Raw genomic sequence first — 17,309 nt, forward strand, 5'->3', positions numbered from 1 at the left:
CGATCTTGCTTAGTCAATCTTGACTATGTTACTTTCATCGAGCCATCAACGACGAACGGCCGAGAAGGGACCCTCATGGCTACTTCCTCTGCGGAAACCCGATTCCGCATCACTGCCACCCTGACGTGCGTTCTCGCCGCCACGCTGACGCTCGGAGCATGCTCCGCGCAGACGCCAGGCGGCGATACCGCCCCCACGAGTGCGAGCGACACCGACGCCTGCAAGCGGAATCAGGATGCCGGCACCATCACCTACATCTCCGGTTACGGCTACTCCGCCAGCGCCGGGCAGCTCGACGTGTTCCTCGCCGAGGAGCTGGGCTACTTCGACGATCTCTGCCTGGACGTGGAGATCAACGCCTCCGGTGCGAACGGGCAGCAGCTCGTGGCATCCGGCCAGGCGCAGTTCACCGCTCTCGGCTCCGCATCCGATGTGATGCTGGCAGCGGCGAACAGCAAGAACCTCACGGCGGTCGCGACCTACGGCACCACCCCGCCGTTCTCGATCTTCGGCAACGAGAAGCTCGAGAGCCTCACCGACCTCGAGGGGGGATCGCTCGGATACTTCATCAACCTGACCCCGATCGCCTCGGCCATGCTCGATGAGGCCGGTGTCGACGTCTCGAAGGTCGAGATGGTCAAGATGACCAACTACGACCCGACCGTCGTCGTGCGTGAGCAGGTCGACGCCATCGTCGGCTACGCGTCCAACCAGCCGCAGTCGCTCAAGGCGCAGGGTCTGCCGTTCAGCGAGTTCCTCCCCTCCGACCTCGGGGTCGAGGGCACGTACAACGTGATGGAGGTCAACTCCCGCTTCCTCGACGAGCACCGCGAGGTCGCCGCGGACTTCATGCGGGCGAGTCTCAAGGCGCTGCAGTACTGCCTGGACGAGTCGGACGCCTGCATCGACACACTCGCGAAGCTGGCCGAGGACAACAATCAGGGCGCCGCGTTCCCGCGCGATCAGCTCGCCCGCACGTGGGAAGTGGAGTCCGCATGGGTCCGGGAGAGCGCCGGCGGTAACCCCGGCGTGCAGAACGAGTCCATGTGGGAGCCCGAGTACGCCCTCGTGAAGAAGTACGGCGGCGTCAAGGACCTGCCCGCGATCGCCGACATGATGGACGCCGACCTGGTCGCCGACCTCTACGACGGCGACACTCTGACATGGCCGGCGAAGTGATGTCGGTCGCACAGGGCACGGGCGTCGAGGTCAGGAACGTCTCGAAGTCGTTCGGCGTCGACGGCGCCGAGGTCACGGTGCTCGACGACGTGAACCTCACGATCGGCATGGGCGAGTTCGTGTCGGTGATCGGCCCGAGCGGCTGCGGCAAGTCCACGCTGCTCAAGGTCGTCGCCGGTCTCCTCGAGGCCGATTCCGGCACGGTCACGATCGACGGTGAGAGCGTCACGGCGGCATCGCGGGACAAGAAGATCGGCCTCGTGCCGCAGTCGCCCGCGCTGCTGCCGTGGAAGACCGTGCGCGAGAACGTCGAGCTCCCGGTGCGCATCAACGCCAAGGCGAACGCCGGAAGGGCTCTGCGCGACCCGGCGGAGCTGCTGTCGACGTTCGGTCTCGGCCAGGCGATGACGAAGTACCCCGGGCAGCTGTCCGGCGGCATGCAGCAGCGTGCCGCGATCGCCAGGGCCTTCGTGTTCGACCCCGCCATCATGTTGATGGACGAGCCGTTCTCGGCCCTCGACGAGATGAACCGGGACCTGCAGCGCATCGCCCTCCTGGAGTTCTGGCAGTCCAACCGGAAGGCCGTCATGTTCGTCACGCACTCCGTGCCGGAGGCGATCATGCTCTCCGACCGCATCGTGGTGATGGCCGCCCACCCGGGGCGCATCGCCCAGGTGATCGACGTCGACCTCCCGCGGCCGCGCACCGAGGAGGCCTATGCGACGGACGAGTTCCGCGAGCTGGAGGCAGTCGTGCGCGGTGCGCTGCGCGCGCAGACGGAGAAGGCCCATGTCTGAGCTGACGATGAGAGACACCACCGCGACCCTCGCGACCGCCCGCCTGAAGGCCCAGCCGCGCCGGGGCGTCCCGCCGTGGCTGCGCTGGGGGGCGTGGGGTCCCACCCTGATCACCTTCGTGATCGCCGCACTGCTGTGGCAGATCGTGGCCTGGACCAACCCGTATGTGCTTCCGACGCTCGAGGCGATCGGCGGGAGTCTCGTCGACGATGCCGGCATGTACTGGTCGAACTTCCTCGTCACCCTGCTCGAGGTCGTGGTCGGTGCCGCCGCAGGCATCCTCGCCGGCTTCCTGCTGGCGGTGGTGATGACGGAGTTCCAGATCATCGAACGGGCCGTGATGCCGCTCGTGATCATCGTGATGGTGACGCCGATCGTGGCGATCGCCCCGGCGCTGGTCGTGGCCTTCGGCTTCGGGATGGTCCCGAAGTTCATCGTGACCGGGCTCGTGGTCTTCTTCCCGATGCTGGTGAACTCGCTCGCCGGTCTGCGTGATGTCGACCAGAAGGCGCTCGACGTCTTCAAGACGCTGCACGCCTCGCGGTGGGAGATCTTCCGCGAGCTGCGCTTCCCCGGCAGCATGCCCTACGTGTTCGCGGGGCTCCGCATCGCCCTGCCGCTCGCGGTCGTCGGCGCGGCGGTCGCCGAGTTCGTCGCGGCAGGTCAGCAGGCCGGCCTCGGTTCGCTCGTGACCACCTCGGCCGCGCAGGCGAACCTGCCCGTCACCTGGGCCAGCATCGCCCTGCTGTGTCTGCTCGGTGTGCTGCTGATCATCGTCCTCGCCCTGGTGCGCAAGCGCGTGCTCTGGTGGAGCGACGGCGAGGTCACCGCCAAGGGCTGACGCCGCACCCCCATCCCGGGACGGGGACCCCCGACCCGTCCCGGGGTTCCTCCGGCGTGCCCGGAACCACCCCAGAACGACCAGAACCACCCACAAGGAAGGCACCCGCACATGACCGATCAGAACACCGTCAAGCCGCTGCGTCTCGGCCTCTTCGAGAACGCCCAGGCGAACGACTCCGGCACGGCGACCTGGCGACACCCCGACAACGGGCGCTACCTGTTCGACAAGCTCGAGTACTGGCGCGACACCGCGCGGATGGTCGAGGACGCGGGGTTCGACTTCCTCTTCCTCGCGGATGCCTGGGGCTGGGCCGACGTCGCCGGCGAGCGTCCCGACATCTGCTCGGTGGAGGGGCTGGACCTGCCGCGCCTCGACCCCGCGATCATCCTCGCCGCCCTCATCCCGGAGACCACGCGACTGGGACTCGTCGCCACGGGGTCGACGCTGCTGGAGCCGCCCTATGCCTTCGCGCGCCGCATGGCGACGCTCGACATCCTCTCCGGCGGACGCATCGGCTGGAACGTCGTCACCACGGGCACCGCCGACACCGCGGTGCAGGGCTTCGGTGTGCCGATGGTCGGCCACGACGAGCGCTACCTCATGGCCGACGACTTCATGCAGGTCGTGTACAAGCTGTGGGAACAGGCCTGGGAGGAGGGCGCGCTGGAGCGCGACAAGTCCGGCCGCTTCGCCGATCCGTCCAAGGTGCACCGCATCGCGCACGACGGCCCCTACTTCCGCTCGCACGGCTACGGCAACACCTCGCGCTCGCCGCAGGGCACCCCGGTGCTGTTCCAGGCCGGTGCGTCACCCGCAGGCCGCGAGTTCGGAGGCAAGCACGGGGAGGCGATCTTCGTCGGCAGCGGCTCGGTCGAGCAGCTCCGTGCCCACTCGGCCGCGATCCGTGAGGAGGCGGTCAAGAACGGCCGCGCGGCCGACGAGGTGAAGATCATGTCGGCGTTCGCCGCGATCGTCGGCAGCACGGAGGAGGAGGCGCAGCGCAAGCACGCCGAGGTCGCCGATGCGCAGAACCCCGACGTCACGGTCGCCTCGTACGCCTGGTTCACCGGGCTCGACCTCTCGGCCTACGCGCCGAGCACCCCGATGTCGGAGCTGAGCACCGAGCTGTCGCAGACGCAGGTGGCCCGCTTCGCCGACAAGACCGTGGGCGACGTGCTCGGCGACTGGCACGCGCACGGCGTCGGTGCCCGCCCGATCGTGGGCACCCCCGAGCAGGTGGCGGACCGGATGATCGAGCTCGCCGACGGCGCCGACCTCGACGGCTTCCTGTTCGCCCCCGTCATCCCGCCGGCCTCGACCGTCGACTTCATCGAGCACGTGCTGCCGATCCTCAAGGAGCGCGGTGCGGTCGTCGAACCCTCGTCCGAGCCGCAGTCGTTGCGTGAGCGTCTGATCGGCACGCCCACTCCTGCGCTCGCCGACTCGCACACGGGCTCGCAGTACCGGCGGACGATGTCGCGTGTCTGACACCCGCACCGGTGTCGCCGTGGTGGGGAGCGCGAACCTCGACCTGGTCGTCGAGGTCTCGCGCCCCCCGCTCGTCGGTGAGACCCTGCTCGGTCGCGCCGGCGGACGCTTCTCCGGAGGGAAGGGCTTGAATCAGGCCGTCTCCTCCGCGCGCAGCGGCTCTCGCACCCGCTTCTGCGCGGTCGTCGGGCAGGATGAGGCCGCTGACGTGCTCGAGCGGACGCTGTCGGACGCCGGCGTGACGACTGTCCTGCGCCGCAGCGCCGCAGCTCCCACCGGGGTGGCCCACGTGCTGGCCTTCGCTGACGGAGACAACAGCATCATCGTGGCTGCCGGTGCGAACGCCGAGCTCGACGCGGACGATGCGATCGCCGGGATCGAGGGCGCCGCGGTCGTGCTCGCCCAGCTGGAGGTGCCGGCCGCGAGCGTGTCCGCCGCGCTGCATGCGGGACGGATCGCCGGTGCGCTGACGATCCTCAACGCCGCGCCCGCCCACCCCGCCGCGGTCGAGATGCTCCCCGATGTCGATGTGCTGGTGGTGAACGAGACGGAGTGCGCCGAGCTCGGCGGTATCGACCGGCTGCATGCGGCGGGTGCACAGACCATCGTGCTCACCCAGGGCGCCGGGGGAGTGGTCCTCCACCGCGCGGGGCGCGACCCCCTGCACACCGAGGCCTTCCGGATCGACCCGGTCGACACGACCGGGGCCGGCGACGCGTTCTGCGGGGCCCTGGCTGCGTCCCTCGCCCGCGGCGACGGGATCGAGGAAGCCCTGATCGGCGCCTCCGCGGCTGGAGCCATCGTGGCCCAGCACCGTGGGGCGACCACCGCGGCCTTGTCCGCCGAGTCGATCGCGACGCTCGTCGCCTCGCGCTGAGTCGCTACTCCGTGCGGGCGGTGTCGTCGTCCGTGCTCACCGTCTCTCCGGCGAAGGTGTATTCGCCGCCGCGGAGGCGCTCCAGCAGGTCGAGCAGCCACTGCTTCTCGGCAGTGAGGCGGGCGGTGGAGAGGTCGAAGATCTCGCGTACGTACTTCGGGGTCGTCTCGGAGCGCAGCGTGTCCTGCACGTCGAAGCCGTTCTGGGTGATGATCGCGTCGCTCTTGATGAGGCGATGTTCGAGGCCGGCGATGACCTCCTGCCGGCTCAGCACGAACATGAACGAGGCGACGGTCATGATGGCCTGGGTGTCGAAGGCGGCGACGTTCCAGAGGTTCTCCCGCAGCATCCGCTGGAGCTCGACCTCGCCGGACGGTGTGATGCGATAGGTCGTGCGCGCGGGGCGCTTGCCCTCGGCCTCGGTGCCGCTCTCGGCGATGTAGCCGTCGACCTCGAGGGCGCGCAGGGCGTTGTAGATGGATCCGGGCTGGATGTGCGCCCACTCGTCGACATGCCACGTCATGAGCTCTCGGCGGAGGAAATACCCGTGTACGGGTTGGAACTGCTTCACGGCGCCGAGGACGACGAGGCGGGTGGTCGACATGCCCCTCATGCTAACGGCTGGGGTCCAAGATTCCGGTTGTTTGCATGATCAAAGTTGCCTATTATCGAAACTAGTCAAAGTTGACTAACGAAAGGAAGCCGAAATGACGTCTGCCGTGACCGAAGCCCTCCCGCGCGACCTCGCCCTCCGCCGGGCGTTCTCGGTATACCCGACCGGCGTCGTCGCCCTTGCTGCGCACATCGACGATCGGGCTGTGGGGATGGCGGTCAACTCCTTCACGTCGATCTCGCTCGAACCGGCACTCGTCGCCATCAGCGCGGCGCGCACCTCGAAGACCTGGCCGGTGCTGCGCGAGGTCCCCGAACTCGGCATGAGTGTGCTGGCCTCGCACCACGAGCCGCTCAGTCGTTCGCTGTCGGCGCGTGAGGGAGACCGGTTCGGCGGTCACGAGTGGCAGCGCACCGACGGTGGGGCCGTGCTCATCTCGGATGCCGCGCTCTGGCTCACCTGCCGCCTGCACAGCACATTCGACGGCGGGGATCACGAGATCGCGCTGTACGAGATCACCGATCTCACGCTGTTCGACGACGTCGAGCCCCTCGTCTTCCACCAGAGCCGCTATCGCGCCATCGCCGCCCCCGAGAGCGCGTGAGCGCTCAGCCGCTCGGGGCGATCGCCGGCCTCGTCGTCCCCGGTGACGGTCGGGGACGGGAGCTCGGCTTCCCGACGGCGAACCTGGAGCTCGCGGACGACAGCCTCCCCGACGACGGCATCTACGCGGCATGGGTCCGGATCGATGGAGCCGCGCATCCCTGGGCGGCGAGCGTCAGCGTCGGAGCGAACCCGACCTTCGACGGCGACCGTGAGCGGCGGGTCGAGGTGCATCTGCACGACGCGGACATCGACCTGTACGGCCGACGATTGGATGTGACCCTGATCGCGCTGCTGCGTCCGATGCTCCGATTCGACCGCGTCGACGACCTGATCGCCCAGACCGCGGAGGATGTGGTCCGCTGCCGCTCCGTGTTGGGCGCGCCGCCGATCGGTCCTGGCTGATCGTTCCGGTCGCACTCTCTCTCGGAAAAGCGCCGGATTGGCGGCACGAACTGCGACCGGAACGACTTGCCAGGGCTCAGTCGCGAGCCGTCTGCAGGATCGTCCAGAGCTCCGCGCGCGCGGGGAAGGTCGACAGATCGATGTCGAGCAGCGCACCCGCATGGGCGATGCGGGAGCGCAGCGTGTGCCGATGCACCCCGAGTGCGATCGCGGCGGATTCGGCCTTGGCGTCGTGCTCCAACCAGGTGCGCAGCGAGCGCTCGAGCTCGGCGCCGGTGCGGGCATCGTGTTCGCGGATCGGTGCGAGGCGTGATTCCGCGACCAGGCGTGCCTCATCCGTCGCGAGTGCGGTGAGGATGCGGGAACCGACGGTGTCGGCATAGCGTGCGACGCCGTGGGTGCCCTGTTGCCGCAGTGCGGTGAGTGCCTGAGCGTGCGCCCGGGAGAAGGAGCCGTACCCCTCGGGCTCGGAGACGCCGATGCGGATGCCGAAGCGCGCGGCCGCCTCATCGAGCAGGGACTCATCACCGACGGAGAGGCACATCGTCACGCCGTCCTCGGACTCGGCCAGGAAGACGGCGGTGCCGTGCTCGACCCGGTTCCGCTCCCACCAGTCCGCGAGCGGGCCGGCCGGGGCATCGGCGGCGACGGCCACGACCACCGGAGCGGGCGGCATGCTCCCCAGAACTCTTCTGGCCAGGCCCGGGTCGTCGGCGAGGAGCGAGCCGAGGAGCTGTGCATGCAGGCGTCGGCGGCTCCGTGCGAGCTGTTCGCTCTGCTCCATCGCGAGTCCGGCCATCGCGATCACCGATGTCACGACCGACCGTGCTTCCGGGTCCAGCGCGTCGATGGCGAGGGCGATCACCCCGCGCAGATGCCCGCCGCGACCGACGGTGAACAGCATGAACGTGTGCTCGCCGAGGACCAGCGACTGCCCGGCTTCGAGCCCACGGGTGAGGATCTCCATCACCCGCTCGCCCAGGGCGTCGCGCACCTCGGTGTCGAGGCGGTCCCGGGGGTGGGAGGCGACGACCGTTCCCGCGGCGTCGAACATCCCCGCCCAGACCTCGAGCCGTCGTCCGAGTTCCGCGATCGTCGCATCGAGACCGCTCGGGCGCAGGGCTGCGAGGGCGAGGGCGCGCTGTGTGTCCAGCGCCCAGGATCGGCGGGCATAGGCCTGCGCGGCGATCGCCTCGGAGTGGGCGCGGGCGACCGCGATGAACGGTGTGCGGTACGGCACGGTGAACAGGGGCATGCCGTGCGTGGCGCAGGCGGCGACCAGCTCGTCCGGAACGCCCGAGCGGTGCACCTCGGTGCCGAAACCGAGTCCGAGGACACCGCGATCGGCGAGGCGACCGACGTAGGTGTCGATGCCGACGGCCTCGTCGAACTGTGTGCCGGTGGTCAGCAGGGCGAGGTCTTCCGAGAGGAACGGTGTCGGATCGGCCAGGTCCGAGCTGTGCACCCAGCGCAGGGGACGGTCGAGAGCTCCGTCCGCCAGCTCGGTCTCGCGGGGGACGAGTGCGAGTCCGAGATCGCGGCGACGCAGCAGGGCGCGCAGTGTCGGCTGCTCGGTCGTGGGCACGGCGCGTCCTCCCGTATGTACAACGTGGCGAATTCTCTCCTCAGATTGTACGCGTCGGCGAGTGCGGGGGTCTTCGGCACCGCCGTACGCTCGCGAACATGGCACTCCTCGACACCGCAGCCCCCGCAGTCCCTCTCGGCGGACCCGACCTCCCGCAGGAGCGTCGTCTGGTCACGGACCTCCCCGGGCCCCGCTCGGCCGAGGTGCTCGCGCGCAAGGCGGATGCCGTGGCAGCGGGTGTCGGCCACACCGTGCCGATCGCCGCCGTCGCGGCCGGCGGCGGAGTCGTCGTCGATGCCGACGGGAACTCCCTCATCGACCTCGGCTCGGGCATCGCCGTGACCACGGTCGGCAACGCGCACCCGAAGGTCGCCGCCGCCGTCGCCGCCCAGGCCGCGCAGTTCACCCACACCTGCTTCATGATCTCGCCCTACGAGTCGTACGTCGACGTCGCCGAAGCGCTCAACCGCGTCACTCCCGGTGGATTCGCCAAGAAGAGCGCCCTGTTCAACTCGGGAGCGGAGGCGGTCGAGAACGCCATCAAGATCGCCCGCAAGCACACCGGTCGCCAGGCGGTCGTCGCCTTCGACCACGGCTACCACGGCCGCACCAACCTGACCATGGCGCTCACCGCCAAGTCGATGCCCTACAAGAGCGGGTTCGGCCCGTTCGCCCCCGAGGTCTACCGCGCGCCGATGTCGTACCCGTTCCGTGACGGGCTCGAGGGTGGCGAGGCCGCTGCCCGCGTGATCCTCCAGCTCGAGAAGCAGATCGGCGCCGACAACCTGGCCGCGGTCATCATCGAGCCGATCCAGGGCGAGGGCGGCTTCATCGTCCCCGCCGACGGCTTCCTGCCGGCGATCGTCGACTGGTGCCGCGCGAACGGCGTCGTCTTCATCGCCGACGAGGTGCAGACCGGATTCGCCCGCACGGGGCACATGTTCGCGAGCGAGATCTTCGGCATCGAGCCCGACCTGATCACCACCGCCAAGGGGATCGCCGGCGGTCTTCCGCTCGCCGCCGTCACCGGCCGCGCGGAGATCATGGACGCCTCGCACTCCGGTGGTCTGGGCGGCACCTACGGCGGGAACCCGATCGCGTGCGCCGCGGCGCTCGCGTCGATCGACGTGTTCGAGAACGACGGGGTGATCGAGCGTGCCCGGGAGATCGGCACGATCCTCATGGACCGCCTCACCGCGATCCAGGAGAGCGATCCTCGCATCGGCGACATCCGCGGCCACGGTGCGATGATCGCAGCCGAGTTCGTCGACCCCGAGACCAAGGCACCGAACGCCGCTCTCACGGCCGCGGTCGCCAAGGCCTGCATCGCGCAGGGCGTCATCGTCCTCACCTGCGGAACCTACGGCAACGTCATCCGCTTCCTTCCTCCGCTCTCGATCGGCGACGACCTGCTGAACGAAGGCCTCGACGTCGTGGCCGCCGCCCTCGCCGCGGCCACGGAATGATGTGCAGGCCGCGCCTCCGCGTGGCCTGACCCCCTGTCCGGTCGCGACCCCAATCGGGGGATTTCGGGTCGCGACCGGCACTACTTCCCAACGAAGGAGTTGCAGATGTCTGAGATCACCCGCGATGTACTGATCATCGGTGCCGGAGCCGCAGGGCTCACGGCGGCGAACGACCTCCGGAAGGCCGGCCTGTCGGTCGCCGTGCTGGAAGCCCGCGACCGCGTCGGCGGACGACTGTGGACCGACGTCATCGACGGCGCCATGCTCGAGATCGGCGGCCAGTGGGTCTCGCCCGATCAGGATGCACTCAAGGACGCGATCGAGGAGCTGGGGCTCGAGACCTACAGCCGCTACCGCGAAGGGGACAGCGTCTACATCGGACCCGATGGGCAGGTGCACCGCTTCACCGGCGAGATGTTCCCCGTCGCCCCGGAGACCGAGGCGGAGATCGCTCGGATCACCGACATCCTGGATGCGCTCGTCGCCGAGATCGACCCGGATCGTCCCTGGGCGCACCCGAGCGCCGCCGACTGGGACTCCATCACCTGGGACGCGTGGCTGCGTCAGCAGACCGACGATGACGAGGCCGTGCGGAACCTGGCCTTCGCCACGGGATCCGCGATGCTCACCAAGCCGACGCACGCGTTCTCCCTGCTCCAGTCGCTGCTGATGGCCTCGTCCGCCGGTTCCTACTCGAACCTCGTGGATGCCGACTTCATCCTCGACAAGCGGGTCGTCGGCGGGCTCCAGCAGGTGCCGCTGCGTCTCGCCGAGCGTCTGGGCGACGATGTGCTCCTCAACCAGCCCGTGCGCAGCCTCGAGTGGTCGGATGCCGGCGTCGTCGCCACCACCGACGACCTCACGGTCCGTGCCCGCCACGCGATCCTCGCCCACGCGCCGGTGCTGTACAGCCGCATCTCGTTCGTGCCGCCGCTGCCGCGCCGCCAGCACCAGCTGCACCAGCACCTCTCGATGGGCTTCGTCATCAAGGTGCACGCGGTCTACGACCGTCCGTTCTGGCGCGAGCAGGGCCTCAGTGGCACCGCGTTCAGCCCGTACGAGCTCTCGCACGAGGCCTATGACAACACGAACCATGGCGATGAGCGCGGCACCCTGGTCGGCTTCGTGTCCGACGCCAACGCCGACGGGGTCTTCGAGCTCTCGGCCGAGGAGCGCAAGGAGCGCATCCTCGAGTCGCTGTCGCACTACTACGGTCCCGAGGCCAAGAACCCGGTCGTCTACTACGAGAGCGACTGGGGCAGCGAGGAATGGACACGCGGCGCCTATGCCGCGAGCTTCGACATGGGTGGCCTGCACCGGTACGGCGCGGACCTCCGCACCTCGGTCGGCCCGATCCACTTCGCCTGCAGCGACATCGCCGGTGCCGGGTACCAGCACGTGGACGGCGCGATCCGGATGGGGCACCTGGTGGCCTCGAACATCGTCGAAGCAAGCCGTGAGAACGGCTCCGCAGAGAGCGTCGGCTGATGAGCGGCTCGGTCGTCGTGGGGTACACGGCGACGGATGCGGGAGCGGATGCTGCCGCCCTCGGTGCGCGGCTCGCCCGCAGCCTCGGCGCGACGCTGCACCTGGTGATCGTGCTTCCCAACGAGGGCACGCGCAACGCCGCGGTGCCGCCGGAGCGGGCCTACGAGGAGCACATCAGGGCGCAGGCCAGGAAGTGGCTCGGCGAGGCCGTGGTCAGCCTCCCGCAGGAGCTGACCCGCAGCGGTCACGTGCGCTTCTCCGAGTCGTTCGCCGAAGGGCTGATCGCCGCCGGTGAGGAGTTCGGCGCCAGGGTCATCGTGATCGGCGCAGCGGGTGGTGGCATCTTCGGACGCCACCGTCTCGGCAGCGTCGCCTCCGAGCTCCTGCACTCGTCGACGATCCCGGTGGCCCTCGCCCCCGTGGGGACCGCGCAGCAGGACGACCACGTGATCCCGCGCGTCACCGTCGCGGTCGGCTCGCGACCGGGCGCCGACGCCCTTCTCGACGAGGCCGTGGCCATCGCCGGCGACAGCGGTGTCGATCTCCGACTCGTGTCCCTCGTGCCGTTCGACGTGCCTCCGGGGCTCGACACCGGCGCGATCCGCACGGTCGGCGAGACGCATGCGCAGGAGGTGCTGGCGGTGGCGACGGAGCTGCTGCCGGACGGTCGCACCGCCGCGGTCGAGAAGGCACCGGGCGACTCCGTCGAGGATGCCGTCGCGCAGCTCCACTGGCTTCCCGGGGAGGTCGTCCTCGTCGGCTCCAGCCGCCTGGCCCAGCCCCGTCGTCTCTTCCTGGGGTCCACGGCAGCGAAGATGCTGCACGAGCTCCCCGTCCCCATGATCGTCGTCCCGCGCACCCGCAACGAGGCAGGAGAACGCTGATGAGCAGCACCAACCGGGCGACGGAGCCCGAATCCGGTGTCACCACCGGTATCTCCACGAAGGGCCTGAGCGCCGGAACGGTCGGCCTCATCGGCGCGGTCGTGATCGGCATCTCGTGCATCGCGCCCGCATACACGTTCACCGCGGCCGTCGGCCCGGTGGCGTCCACGGTGGGGTCGCAGATCCCCGCCATCATCCTCGTCGGGTTCATCCCGATGCTCCTGGTCGCCTTCGGCTACCGCGAGCTGAACAACCGGATGCCCGACTCCGGCACCTCCTTCACGTGGGCTGCCCGTGCCTTCGGACCGTGGGTCGGCTGGATGGCGGGCTGGGGCCTGGTGGTCGCCACGATCCTGGTGCTGTCGAACCTCGCCGGCATCGCGGTCGACTTCCTGTTCCTGCTGATCTCGCAGATCACCGGCAATCCGGACATCGCCGGGCTGGCGAGCGTCACCTGGATCAACATCAGCGTGTGCCTGCTGTTCATGCTCGGCGCGACCTGGGTCTCGTACCGCGACATGCAGACGACGCAGAAGCTGCAGTACTGGCTGGTGAGCTTCCAGATCCTCGTCCTCGTCTTCTTCGCGATCTCGGCGATCGTCCAGGCCGTCGGCGGCAACGGCTTCGACTACCAGCCGTTCGATCTGAACTGGTTCAACCCCTTCGCGATCTCGTCGTTCAGCGCGATCGCGGCCGGGCTCTCGCTCTCGATCTTCATCTTCTGGGGCTGGGACGTCACGCTCACCATGAACGAGGAGACCAAGGACCCCGAGAAGACCCCGGGGCGTGCGGCCACCCTCACGGTGCTCACGATCGTCTCGCTGTACCTGCTGCTCGCCGTCGCGATGATCATGTTCGCCGGCGTCGGAACCGGTGCACTGGGACTCGGCAACGAGGACATCCAGGAGAACGTCTTCTTCCACCTCTCCGGCCCGATCCTCGGTCCGCTCGCGTTCCTCGTCTCGCTCGCCGTGCTCACCAGCTCGGCCTCGTCGCTGCAGTCGACGTTCGTGGGACCGGCGCGCACGCTGCTCGCGATGGGGCACTACGGCGCGCTGCCCAAGTCGTTCGCGAAGGTCAGCCCGCGCTTCTTCACGCCCGGGTACGCGACGATCGTCTCGGCGATCGTGGCATCGGCCTTCTACGCCGTCATGCGCGTGGTCAGCGAGGACACGCTGTGGGACACCATCCTCACGCTCGGCATGATGATCTGCTTCTACTACGGGATCACCGCCTTCGCGTGCGTCTGGTACTTCCGCAAGCAGTGGTTCGACTCGACGCGGAACTTCTTCTTCACGTTCCTGTTCCCGCTCGTCGGCGGAGCGATCCTCGCGGTGCTGTTCTTCACCACGCTGATCGACTCGATGGACCCCGCCTACGGGTCCGGTTCGCAGATCGGCGGCGTCGGCATCGTCTTCATCCTCGGGATGCTGATCATCGTCGTCGGCATCGTCGTCATGATCTGGAACGCGGTCCGACGGCCCGCGTTCTTCCGCGGACAGACGCTGAGCATCGACGCACCGCCCAGCCGACGCCCGCGCTCCTAGCCCTCCTCACAGAAAGAGAATCATGAGCACCCAGACCGAACAGGCCCTCCTCGACAGCATCCCCACCGGTCTCTTCATCGGCGGTCAGTGGATCGACGGCGAGACCGGCGGCACTTTCGACGTGCAGGACCCCGCGACCGGTGCCGTGATCCGCACCATCGCCGACGCGACGCCCGCGGACGGCATCCGTGCGCTCGACGCGGCGGTCGCTGCTCAGGACGACTGGGCTGCGACGGCTCCTCGCGTGCGCAGCGAGATCCTTCGTCGGGCGTTCGACCTCGTGCAGGAGCACAAGGAGGATCTCGCCCTGCTCATGACCCTCGAGATGGGCAAGCCGCTCGCCGAGGCCCGGGGTGAGGTCGGCTACGGCGGCGAGTTCCTGCGGTGGTTCAGCGAGGAAGCCGTGCGCATCAGCGGCCGATACGGCATCAACCCGGAGGGCACCGGCCACATGGTCGTGTCGCAGCGCCCGGTCGGACCGTCCTTCTTCGTGACGCCGTGGAACTTCCCCTTCGCGATGGCGACGCGCAAGATCGCCCCCGCGCTCGCCGCCGGCTGCACCGTCGTGATCAAGCCCCCGGCACTCACGCCGCTCACCACGATCTTCTTCGTCTCGCTGCTGGAGAAGGCCGGACTGCCCGCGGGCGTGGTCAACGTCGTGCAGACGTCGAAGTCCAGCGCGCTCTCGGCGCCCATCATCGCCGACCCGCGTCTGCGCAAGCTGTCGTTCACCGGTTCGACCGAAGTCGGCCGCAAGCTGATCGCCCAGGCGGCGGAGGGCGTGCTGCGCGTGTCGATGGAGCTCGGAGGCAACGCGCCGTTCGTGGTGTTCGACGACGCCGACCTCGACAAGGCCGTGGACGGGGCGCTCGCCGCGAAGTTCCGCAACATCGGACAGGCCTGCACCGCGGCCAACCGTTTCATCGTGCACAAGGACGTCGCGGGCGAGTTCGCGAAGCGCGTGACCGAGCGTGTCAACAGCATGAAGATCGGTCGGGGCACGGAGGACGGCGTCGCGATCGGTCCGCTCATCGACGCGGATGCCGTCGCCAAGGCCGGCGAGCTCGTCGACGACGCGGTCGGACGCGGTGCGACCCTCCTCGCGGGTGGCAAGGCCGTCGAGGGCACGGGCACGTTCTACGAACCCACCGTGCTCACCGATGTCGTCGCCGGGAGTGCGATCCTCCGCGAGGAGATCTTCGGACCGGTGCTCGCGATCGCGACCTTCGAGACCGAGGACGAAGCCGTGCACCTGGCGAACGACACGGAGTACGGGCTCGTCTCGTACGTCTTCACCGAGAACCTGCAGCGCGGACAGCGGATGATCGACAAGCTCGAGACCGGCATGATGGGTCTCAACGTGGGCGTGGTCTCCAACGCGGCTGCCCCCTTCGGCGGCGTCAAGCAGTCCGGCGTCGGCCGCGAGGGCGGGTTCGAGGGCATCCACGAGTACCTGTCCACCAAGTACACGCTGATCCCGGTCTCCTGATTCCGATGCGCGGGGCCCGCGCCGTCGGGCCCCGCCCCACCACACGAGAGGACATGTCATGACCGACTACGCCGTCATCAACCCCGCCACCGGAGAGACGCTGGCGTCCTTCGACACCTTCACCGACGCCCAGATCGAGGAGGCCGTCGCCGCCGCCGACGAAGCCCACCGCGAGTGGTCGCGCTCGTCGACCGTCGCCGAGCGCGCCGCGCTCCTGCACCGCGCGGCCGAGCTGCACCGCGAGCGACGGGAGGAGCTCGCCGACATCTTCGTGCGCGAGATGGGGAAGCCCCGTGAGGCCGCGCTCGGCGAGGTCGACTTCGCCGCGGACATCGCCGACTACTACGCCGACCAGGCGGAGTCGATCATGGCGGACCAGCCGATCGCGATCCTGGGGGAGGGCTCGGCCGTCATCCGCCGCTCCTCGCTCGGACCGCTCGTCGGCATCATGCCGTGGAACTTCCCGGCGTACCAGATCGTCCGCTTCGCCGCCCCGAACCTGATCGTCGGCAACACGATCCTGCTGAAGCCGGCGCCGCAGTGCCCGGAGTCCTCGACCGCGATCGAGAAGATCTACCACGATGCCGGCTTCCCGAAGGGCGCCTACCAGAACGTGCTCGCGACGAACGAGCAGATCGCGACGATGATCGCCGACCCGCGCGTGCAGGGTGTCTCGCTCACCGGCTCCGAGCGCGCCGGCGCCGCGGTCGCCGAGATCGCCGGCCGCAACCTCAAGAAGGTCGCGCTGGAACTGGGTGGCTCCGACCCGTTCATCGTGCTCTCCACCGACGACCTCGACGCCACCGTGCAAGCCGGCGTCGATGCTCGTCTGGACAACAACGGACAGGCCTGCAACGGCGCGAAGCGGTTCATCGTGGTGGACGGGCTGTACGACGCCTTCGTCGAGAAGTTCACGGCGGCGATGGCGGCGGTCGAGGCGACCGACCCCATGCTCGACGACACGGTCCTCGGTCCGGTGTCCTCCGAGACGGCCGCGGTCACCCTGCAGAAGCAGATCGACCAGGCCGTCGAGCAGGGGGCGACCCTGCTCACCGGCGGAACGCGCGAGGGCACGTTCTTCGCTCCGACCGTGCTGGCCGACGTGACGCCCGAGATGAACGTGTACCGCGAGGAGCTCTTCGGGCCTGCTGCCGTCGTCTACCGTGTCGCGGACGAGGACGCTGCGGTCGAGCTCGCGAACGACACCACGTTCGGTCTCGGCTCGTACGTCTTCACCACGGATGCCGAGCAGGCCGAGCGCGTCGCCGACAAGATCGAGGCGGGCATGGTCTACGTCAACCTCGTGCTGGCTGACAGCCCCGAGCTGCCCTTCGGCGGTGTCAAGCGCAGCGGCACGGCCCGCGAGCTGGGCCACCTGGCCGCCGACGAGTTCGTCAACAAGAAGCTCATCCGCATCGGCTGAGCGCCACGATGAACGGCCCCTCGCAGACCGCGAGGGGCCGTTCGCGTGCCGTCATCGGAACGCGTGACGAATGGCCTGTCGGTGGAGACATCGAGTGGGAGACAATGGCGGCATGAGCGCGCACACCGACCCCATCGAGACCCTGACCTCGGACCGGAGCTGGGAGCTGCTCGGCACGCAGGAACTGGGACGCCTCGTCACCCATGTGGGCGACACGATCGACATCTTCCCGGTGAACTACGTGGTCGACGGCGAAGGCATCCTGTTCCGCACCGCGCCGGGCAGCAAGCTGTTCGAGCTGACCGTCAACACCGACGTGCTGTTCGAGGTCGACGACCACACCGACACGGATGCCTGGAGCGTGATCATCCGCGGGTACGCCACCGCACTGGAGTCGGATGCCGACGTGCAGCGCGCGGAGGCCGCGGGGCTTCGGCCCTGGATCCCCACTCTCAAGCGCGTCTTCGTGCGCATCGCCCCGACCTCGGTCTCCGGGCGGGCGTTCCGCCGCAGTGCCGAGCCGGAGCGCGACGGTCCCCAGGAGTACTGACCGCACCAGCACTGCGCGGCGCGTGTCCTGAAGGAGATCTCCCGTTCTGAAGGAGATGTCACAGGATGAAG

16 protein-coding genes are annotated in these 17,309 nt (G+C 68.9%); 14 read left to right on the forward strand and 2 right to left on the reverse strand.

All coding sequences use genetic code 11. From position 1 onward, the window contains the following. The first annotated feature begins 75 nt into the window (after positions 1–75). The 5 genes from KV397_RS03765 to KV397_RS03785 all read left to right on the forward strand — a co-directional run bounded on the left by KV397_RS03765 (position 76) and on the right by KV397_RS03785 (position 5,185). Entirely contained in the window at positions 76–1,179 is a 1,104-nt protein-coding gene (locus KV397_RS03765; protein ID WP_131494301.1) for an ABC transporter substrate-binding protein, read from the forward strand. Then, on the forward strand, positions 1,164–1,976 hold the full coding sequence (locus KV397_RS03770; RefSeq protein WP_131494303.1) for an ABC transporter ATP-binding protein: 813 nt from the start codon (positions 1,164–1,166) through the stop codon (positions 1,974–1,976). The genes KV397_RS03765 and KV397_RS03770 overlap by 16 nt, the downstream gene beginning before the upstream one ends. Beyond that, positions 1,969–2,817 carry an ABC transporter permease gene (locus tag KV397_RS03775; RefSeq protein WP_261812191.1) on the forward strand — a complete coding sequence of 283 codons (849 nt, stop codon included), beginning with the start codon at positions 1,969–1,971 and terminating at the stop codon, positions 2,815–2,817. Before KV397_RS03770 ends, KV397_RS03775 begins: the two co-directional genes overlap by 8 nt. A gap of 111 nt (positions 2,818–2,928) precedes the next feature. Then, on the forward strand, positions 2,929–4,308 hold the full coding sequence (locus tag KV397_RS03780) for an NtaA/DmoA family FMN-dependent monooxygenase (protein WP_261812192.1): 1,380 nt from the start codon (positions 2,929–2,931) through the stop codon (positions 4,306–4,308). After that, complete coding sequence (locus KV397_RS03785) at positions 4,301–5,185, forward strand: ribokinase (RefSeq protein ID WP_261812193.1); 885 nt, start codon at positions 4,301–4,303, stop codon at positions 5,183–5,185. Before KV397_RS03780 ends, KV397_RS03785 begins: the two co-directional genes overlap by 8 nt. Positions 5,186–5,189: 4 nt before the next feature. On the opposite strand, the gene KV397_RS03790 is transcribed toward KV397_RS03785, so the two are convergent. Further along, positions 5,190–5,789 (reverse strand): PadR family transcriptional regulator, encoded by a 600-nt coding sequence (locus KV397_RS03790; RefSeq protein ID WP_256534909.1) that lies wholly within the window; start codon positions 5,787–5,789, stop codon positions 5,190–5,192. Between the two features lie 103 nt (positions 5,790–5,892). Here KV397_RS03790 and KV397_RS03795 point away from each other — a divergent pair, with 103 nt between their 5' ends. Both KV397_RS03795 and KV397_RS03800 read left to right on the forward strand, forming a co-directional pair. Next, positions 5,893–6,402, forward strand: a complete 510-nt coding sequence (locus KV397_RS03795; RefSeq protein ID WP_261812194.1) for a flavin reductase family protein — start codon at positions 5,893–5,895, stop codon at positions 6,400–6,402. Further along, a complete protein-coding gene (locus tag KV397_RS03800) occupies positions 6,399–6,806 on the forward strand; it encodes a riboflavin kinase (RefSeq protein WP_131494310.1) in 408 nt (135 codons plus the stop codon). The genes KV397_RS03795 and KV397_RS03800 overlap by 4 nt, the downstream gene beginning before the upstream one ends. Positions 6,807–6,882: 76 nt before the next feature. On the opposite strand, the gene KV397_RS03805 is transcribed toward KV397_RS03800, so the two are convergent. Next, positions 6,883–8,391, reverse strand: coding sequence for a PucR family transcriptional regulator (locus KV397_RS03805; protein WP_261812195.1), 1,509 nt, complete (start codon positions 8,389–8,391; stop codon positions 6,883–6,885). Positions 8,392–8,489: 98 nt separating this feature from the next. Here KV397_RS03805 and gabT point away from each other — a divergent pair, with 98 nt between their 5' ends. The 7 genes from gabT (at position 8,490) to KV397_RS03840 (ending at position 17,238) form a co-directional block, all read left to right on the forward strand. Continuing rightward, a complete protein-coding gene (gabT, locus tag KV397_RS03810; RefSeq protein ID WP_261812196.1) occupies positions 8,490–9,857 on the forward strand; it encodes a 4-aminobutyrate--2-oxoglutarate transaminase in 1,368 nt (455 codons plus the stop codon). Positions 9,858–9,962: 105 nt separating this feature from the next. Beyond that, the gene (locus KV397_RS03815) at positions 9,963–11,345 is read left to right on the forward strand and encodes a flavin monoamine oxidase family protein (protein ID WP_261812197.1); all 1,383 of its coding nucleotides are present in this window, start codon (positions 9,963–9,965) and stop codon (positions 11,343–11,345) included. Further along, a complete protein-coding gene (locus tag KV397_RS03820; protein WP_261812198.1) occupies positions 11,345–12,229 on the forward strand; it encodes a universal stress protein in 885 nt (294 codons plus the stop codon). Before KV397_RS03815 ends, KV397_RS03820 begins: the two co-directional genes overlap by 1 nt. After that, the gene (locus KV397_RS03825) at positions 12,229–13,776 is read left to right on the forward strand and encodes an APC family permease (protein WP_047522358.1); all 1,548 of its coding nucleotides are present in this window, start codon (positions 12,229–12,231) and stop codon (positions 13,774–13,776) included. The genes KV397_RS03820 and KV397_RS03825 overlap by 1 nt, the downstream gene beginning before the upstream one ends. A gap of 22 nt (positions 13,777–13,798) precedes the next feature. Beyond that, positions 13,799–15,265, forward strand: coding sequence for an NAD-dependent succinate-semialdehyde dehydrogenase (locus KV397_RS03830; protein ID WP_047522356.1), 1,467 nt, complete (start codon positions 13,799–13,801; stop codon positions 15,263–15,265). A 58-nt stretch (positions 15,266–15,323) separates the two neighbouring features. Further along, positions 15,324–16,688, forward strand: coding sequence for an NAD-dependent succinate-semialdehyde dehydrogenase (locus KV397_RS03835; protein WP_131494322.1), 1,365 nt, complete (start codon positions 15,324–15,326; stop codon positions 16,686–16,688). A gap of 112 nt (positions 16,689–16,800) precedes the next feature. Next, positions 16,801–17,238: a pyridoxamine 5'-phosphate oxidase family protein gene (locus tag KV397_RS03840; RefSeq protein ID WP_047522352.1), complete on the forward strand. Its 438-nt coding sequence runs from the start codon at positions 16,801–16,803 to the stop codon at positions 17,236–17,238. Positions 17,239–17,309 lie beyond the last annotated feature (71 nt).

Origin of the sequence: Microbacterium aurugineum, from assembly GCF_023101205.1 — a bacterium.
Classification (GTDB): domain Bacteria; phylum Actinomycetota; class Actinomycetes; order Actinomycetales; family Microbacteriaceae; genus Microbacterium; species Microbacterium aurugineum.

Bases quoted from the DNA above. Each gene is read 5' to 3' on its own strand.
- KV397_RS03795 (WP_261812194.1), top strand. From the start codon at position 5,893: ATGACGTCTGCCGTGACCGAAGCCCTCCCGCGCGACCTCGCCCTCCGC.
- gabT (WP_261812196.1), top strand. From the start codon at position 8,490: ATGGCACTCCTCGACACCGCAGCCCCCGCAGTCCCTCTCGGCGGACCC.
- KV397_RS03840 (WP_047522352.1), top strand. From the start codon at position 16,801: ATGAGCGCGCACACCGACCCCATCGAGACCCTGACCTCGGACCGGAGC.
- KV397_RS03815 (WP_261812197.1), top strand. From the start codon at position 9,963: ATGTCTGAGATCACCCGCGATGTACTGATCATCGGTGCCGGAGCCGCA.
- KV397_RS03825 (WP_047522358.1), top strand. From the start codon at position 12,229: ATGAGCAGCACCAACCGGGCGACGGAGCCCGAATCCGGTGTCACCACC.
- KV397_RS03775 (WP_261812191.1), top strand. From the start codon at position 1,969: ATGTCTGAGCTGACGATGAGAGACACCACCGCGACCCTCGCGACCGCC.
- KV397_RS03835 (WP_131494322.1), top strand. From the start codon at position 15,324: ATGACCGACTACGCCGTCATCAACCCCGCCACCGGAGAGACGCTGGCG.
- KV397_RS03790 (WP_256534909.1), bottom strand. From the start codon at position 5,789: ATGTCGACCACCCGCCTCGTCGTCCTCGGCGCCGTGAAGCAGTTCCAA.
- KV397_RS03770 (WP_131494303.1), top strand. From the start codon at position 1,164: ATGGCCGGCGAAGTGATGTCGGTCGCACAGGGCACGGGCGTCGAGGTC.
- KV397_RS03780 (WP_261812192.1), top strand. From the start codon at position 2,929: ATGACCGATCAGAACACCGTCAAGCCGCTGCGTCTCGGCCTCTTCGAG.
- KV397_RS03830 (WP_047522356.1), top strand. From the start codon at position 13,799: ATGAGCACCCAGACCGAACAGGCCCTCCTCGACAGCATCCCCACCGGT.
- KV397_RS03765 (WP_131494301.1), top strand. From the start codon at position 76: ATGGCTACTTCCTCTGCGGAAACCCGATTCCGCATCACTGCCACCCTG.
- KV397_RS03820 (WP_261812198.1), top strand. From the start codon at position 11,345: ATGAGCGGCTCGGTCGTCGTGGGGTACACGGCGACGGATGCGGGAGCG.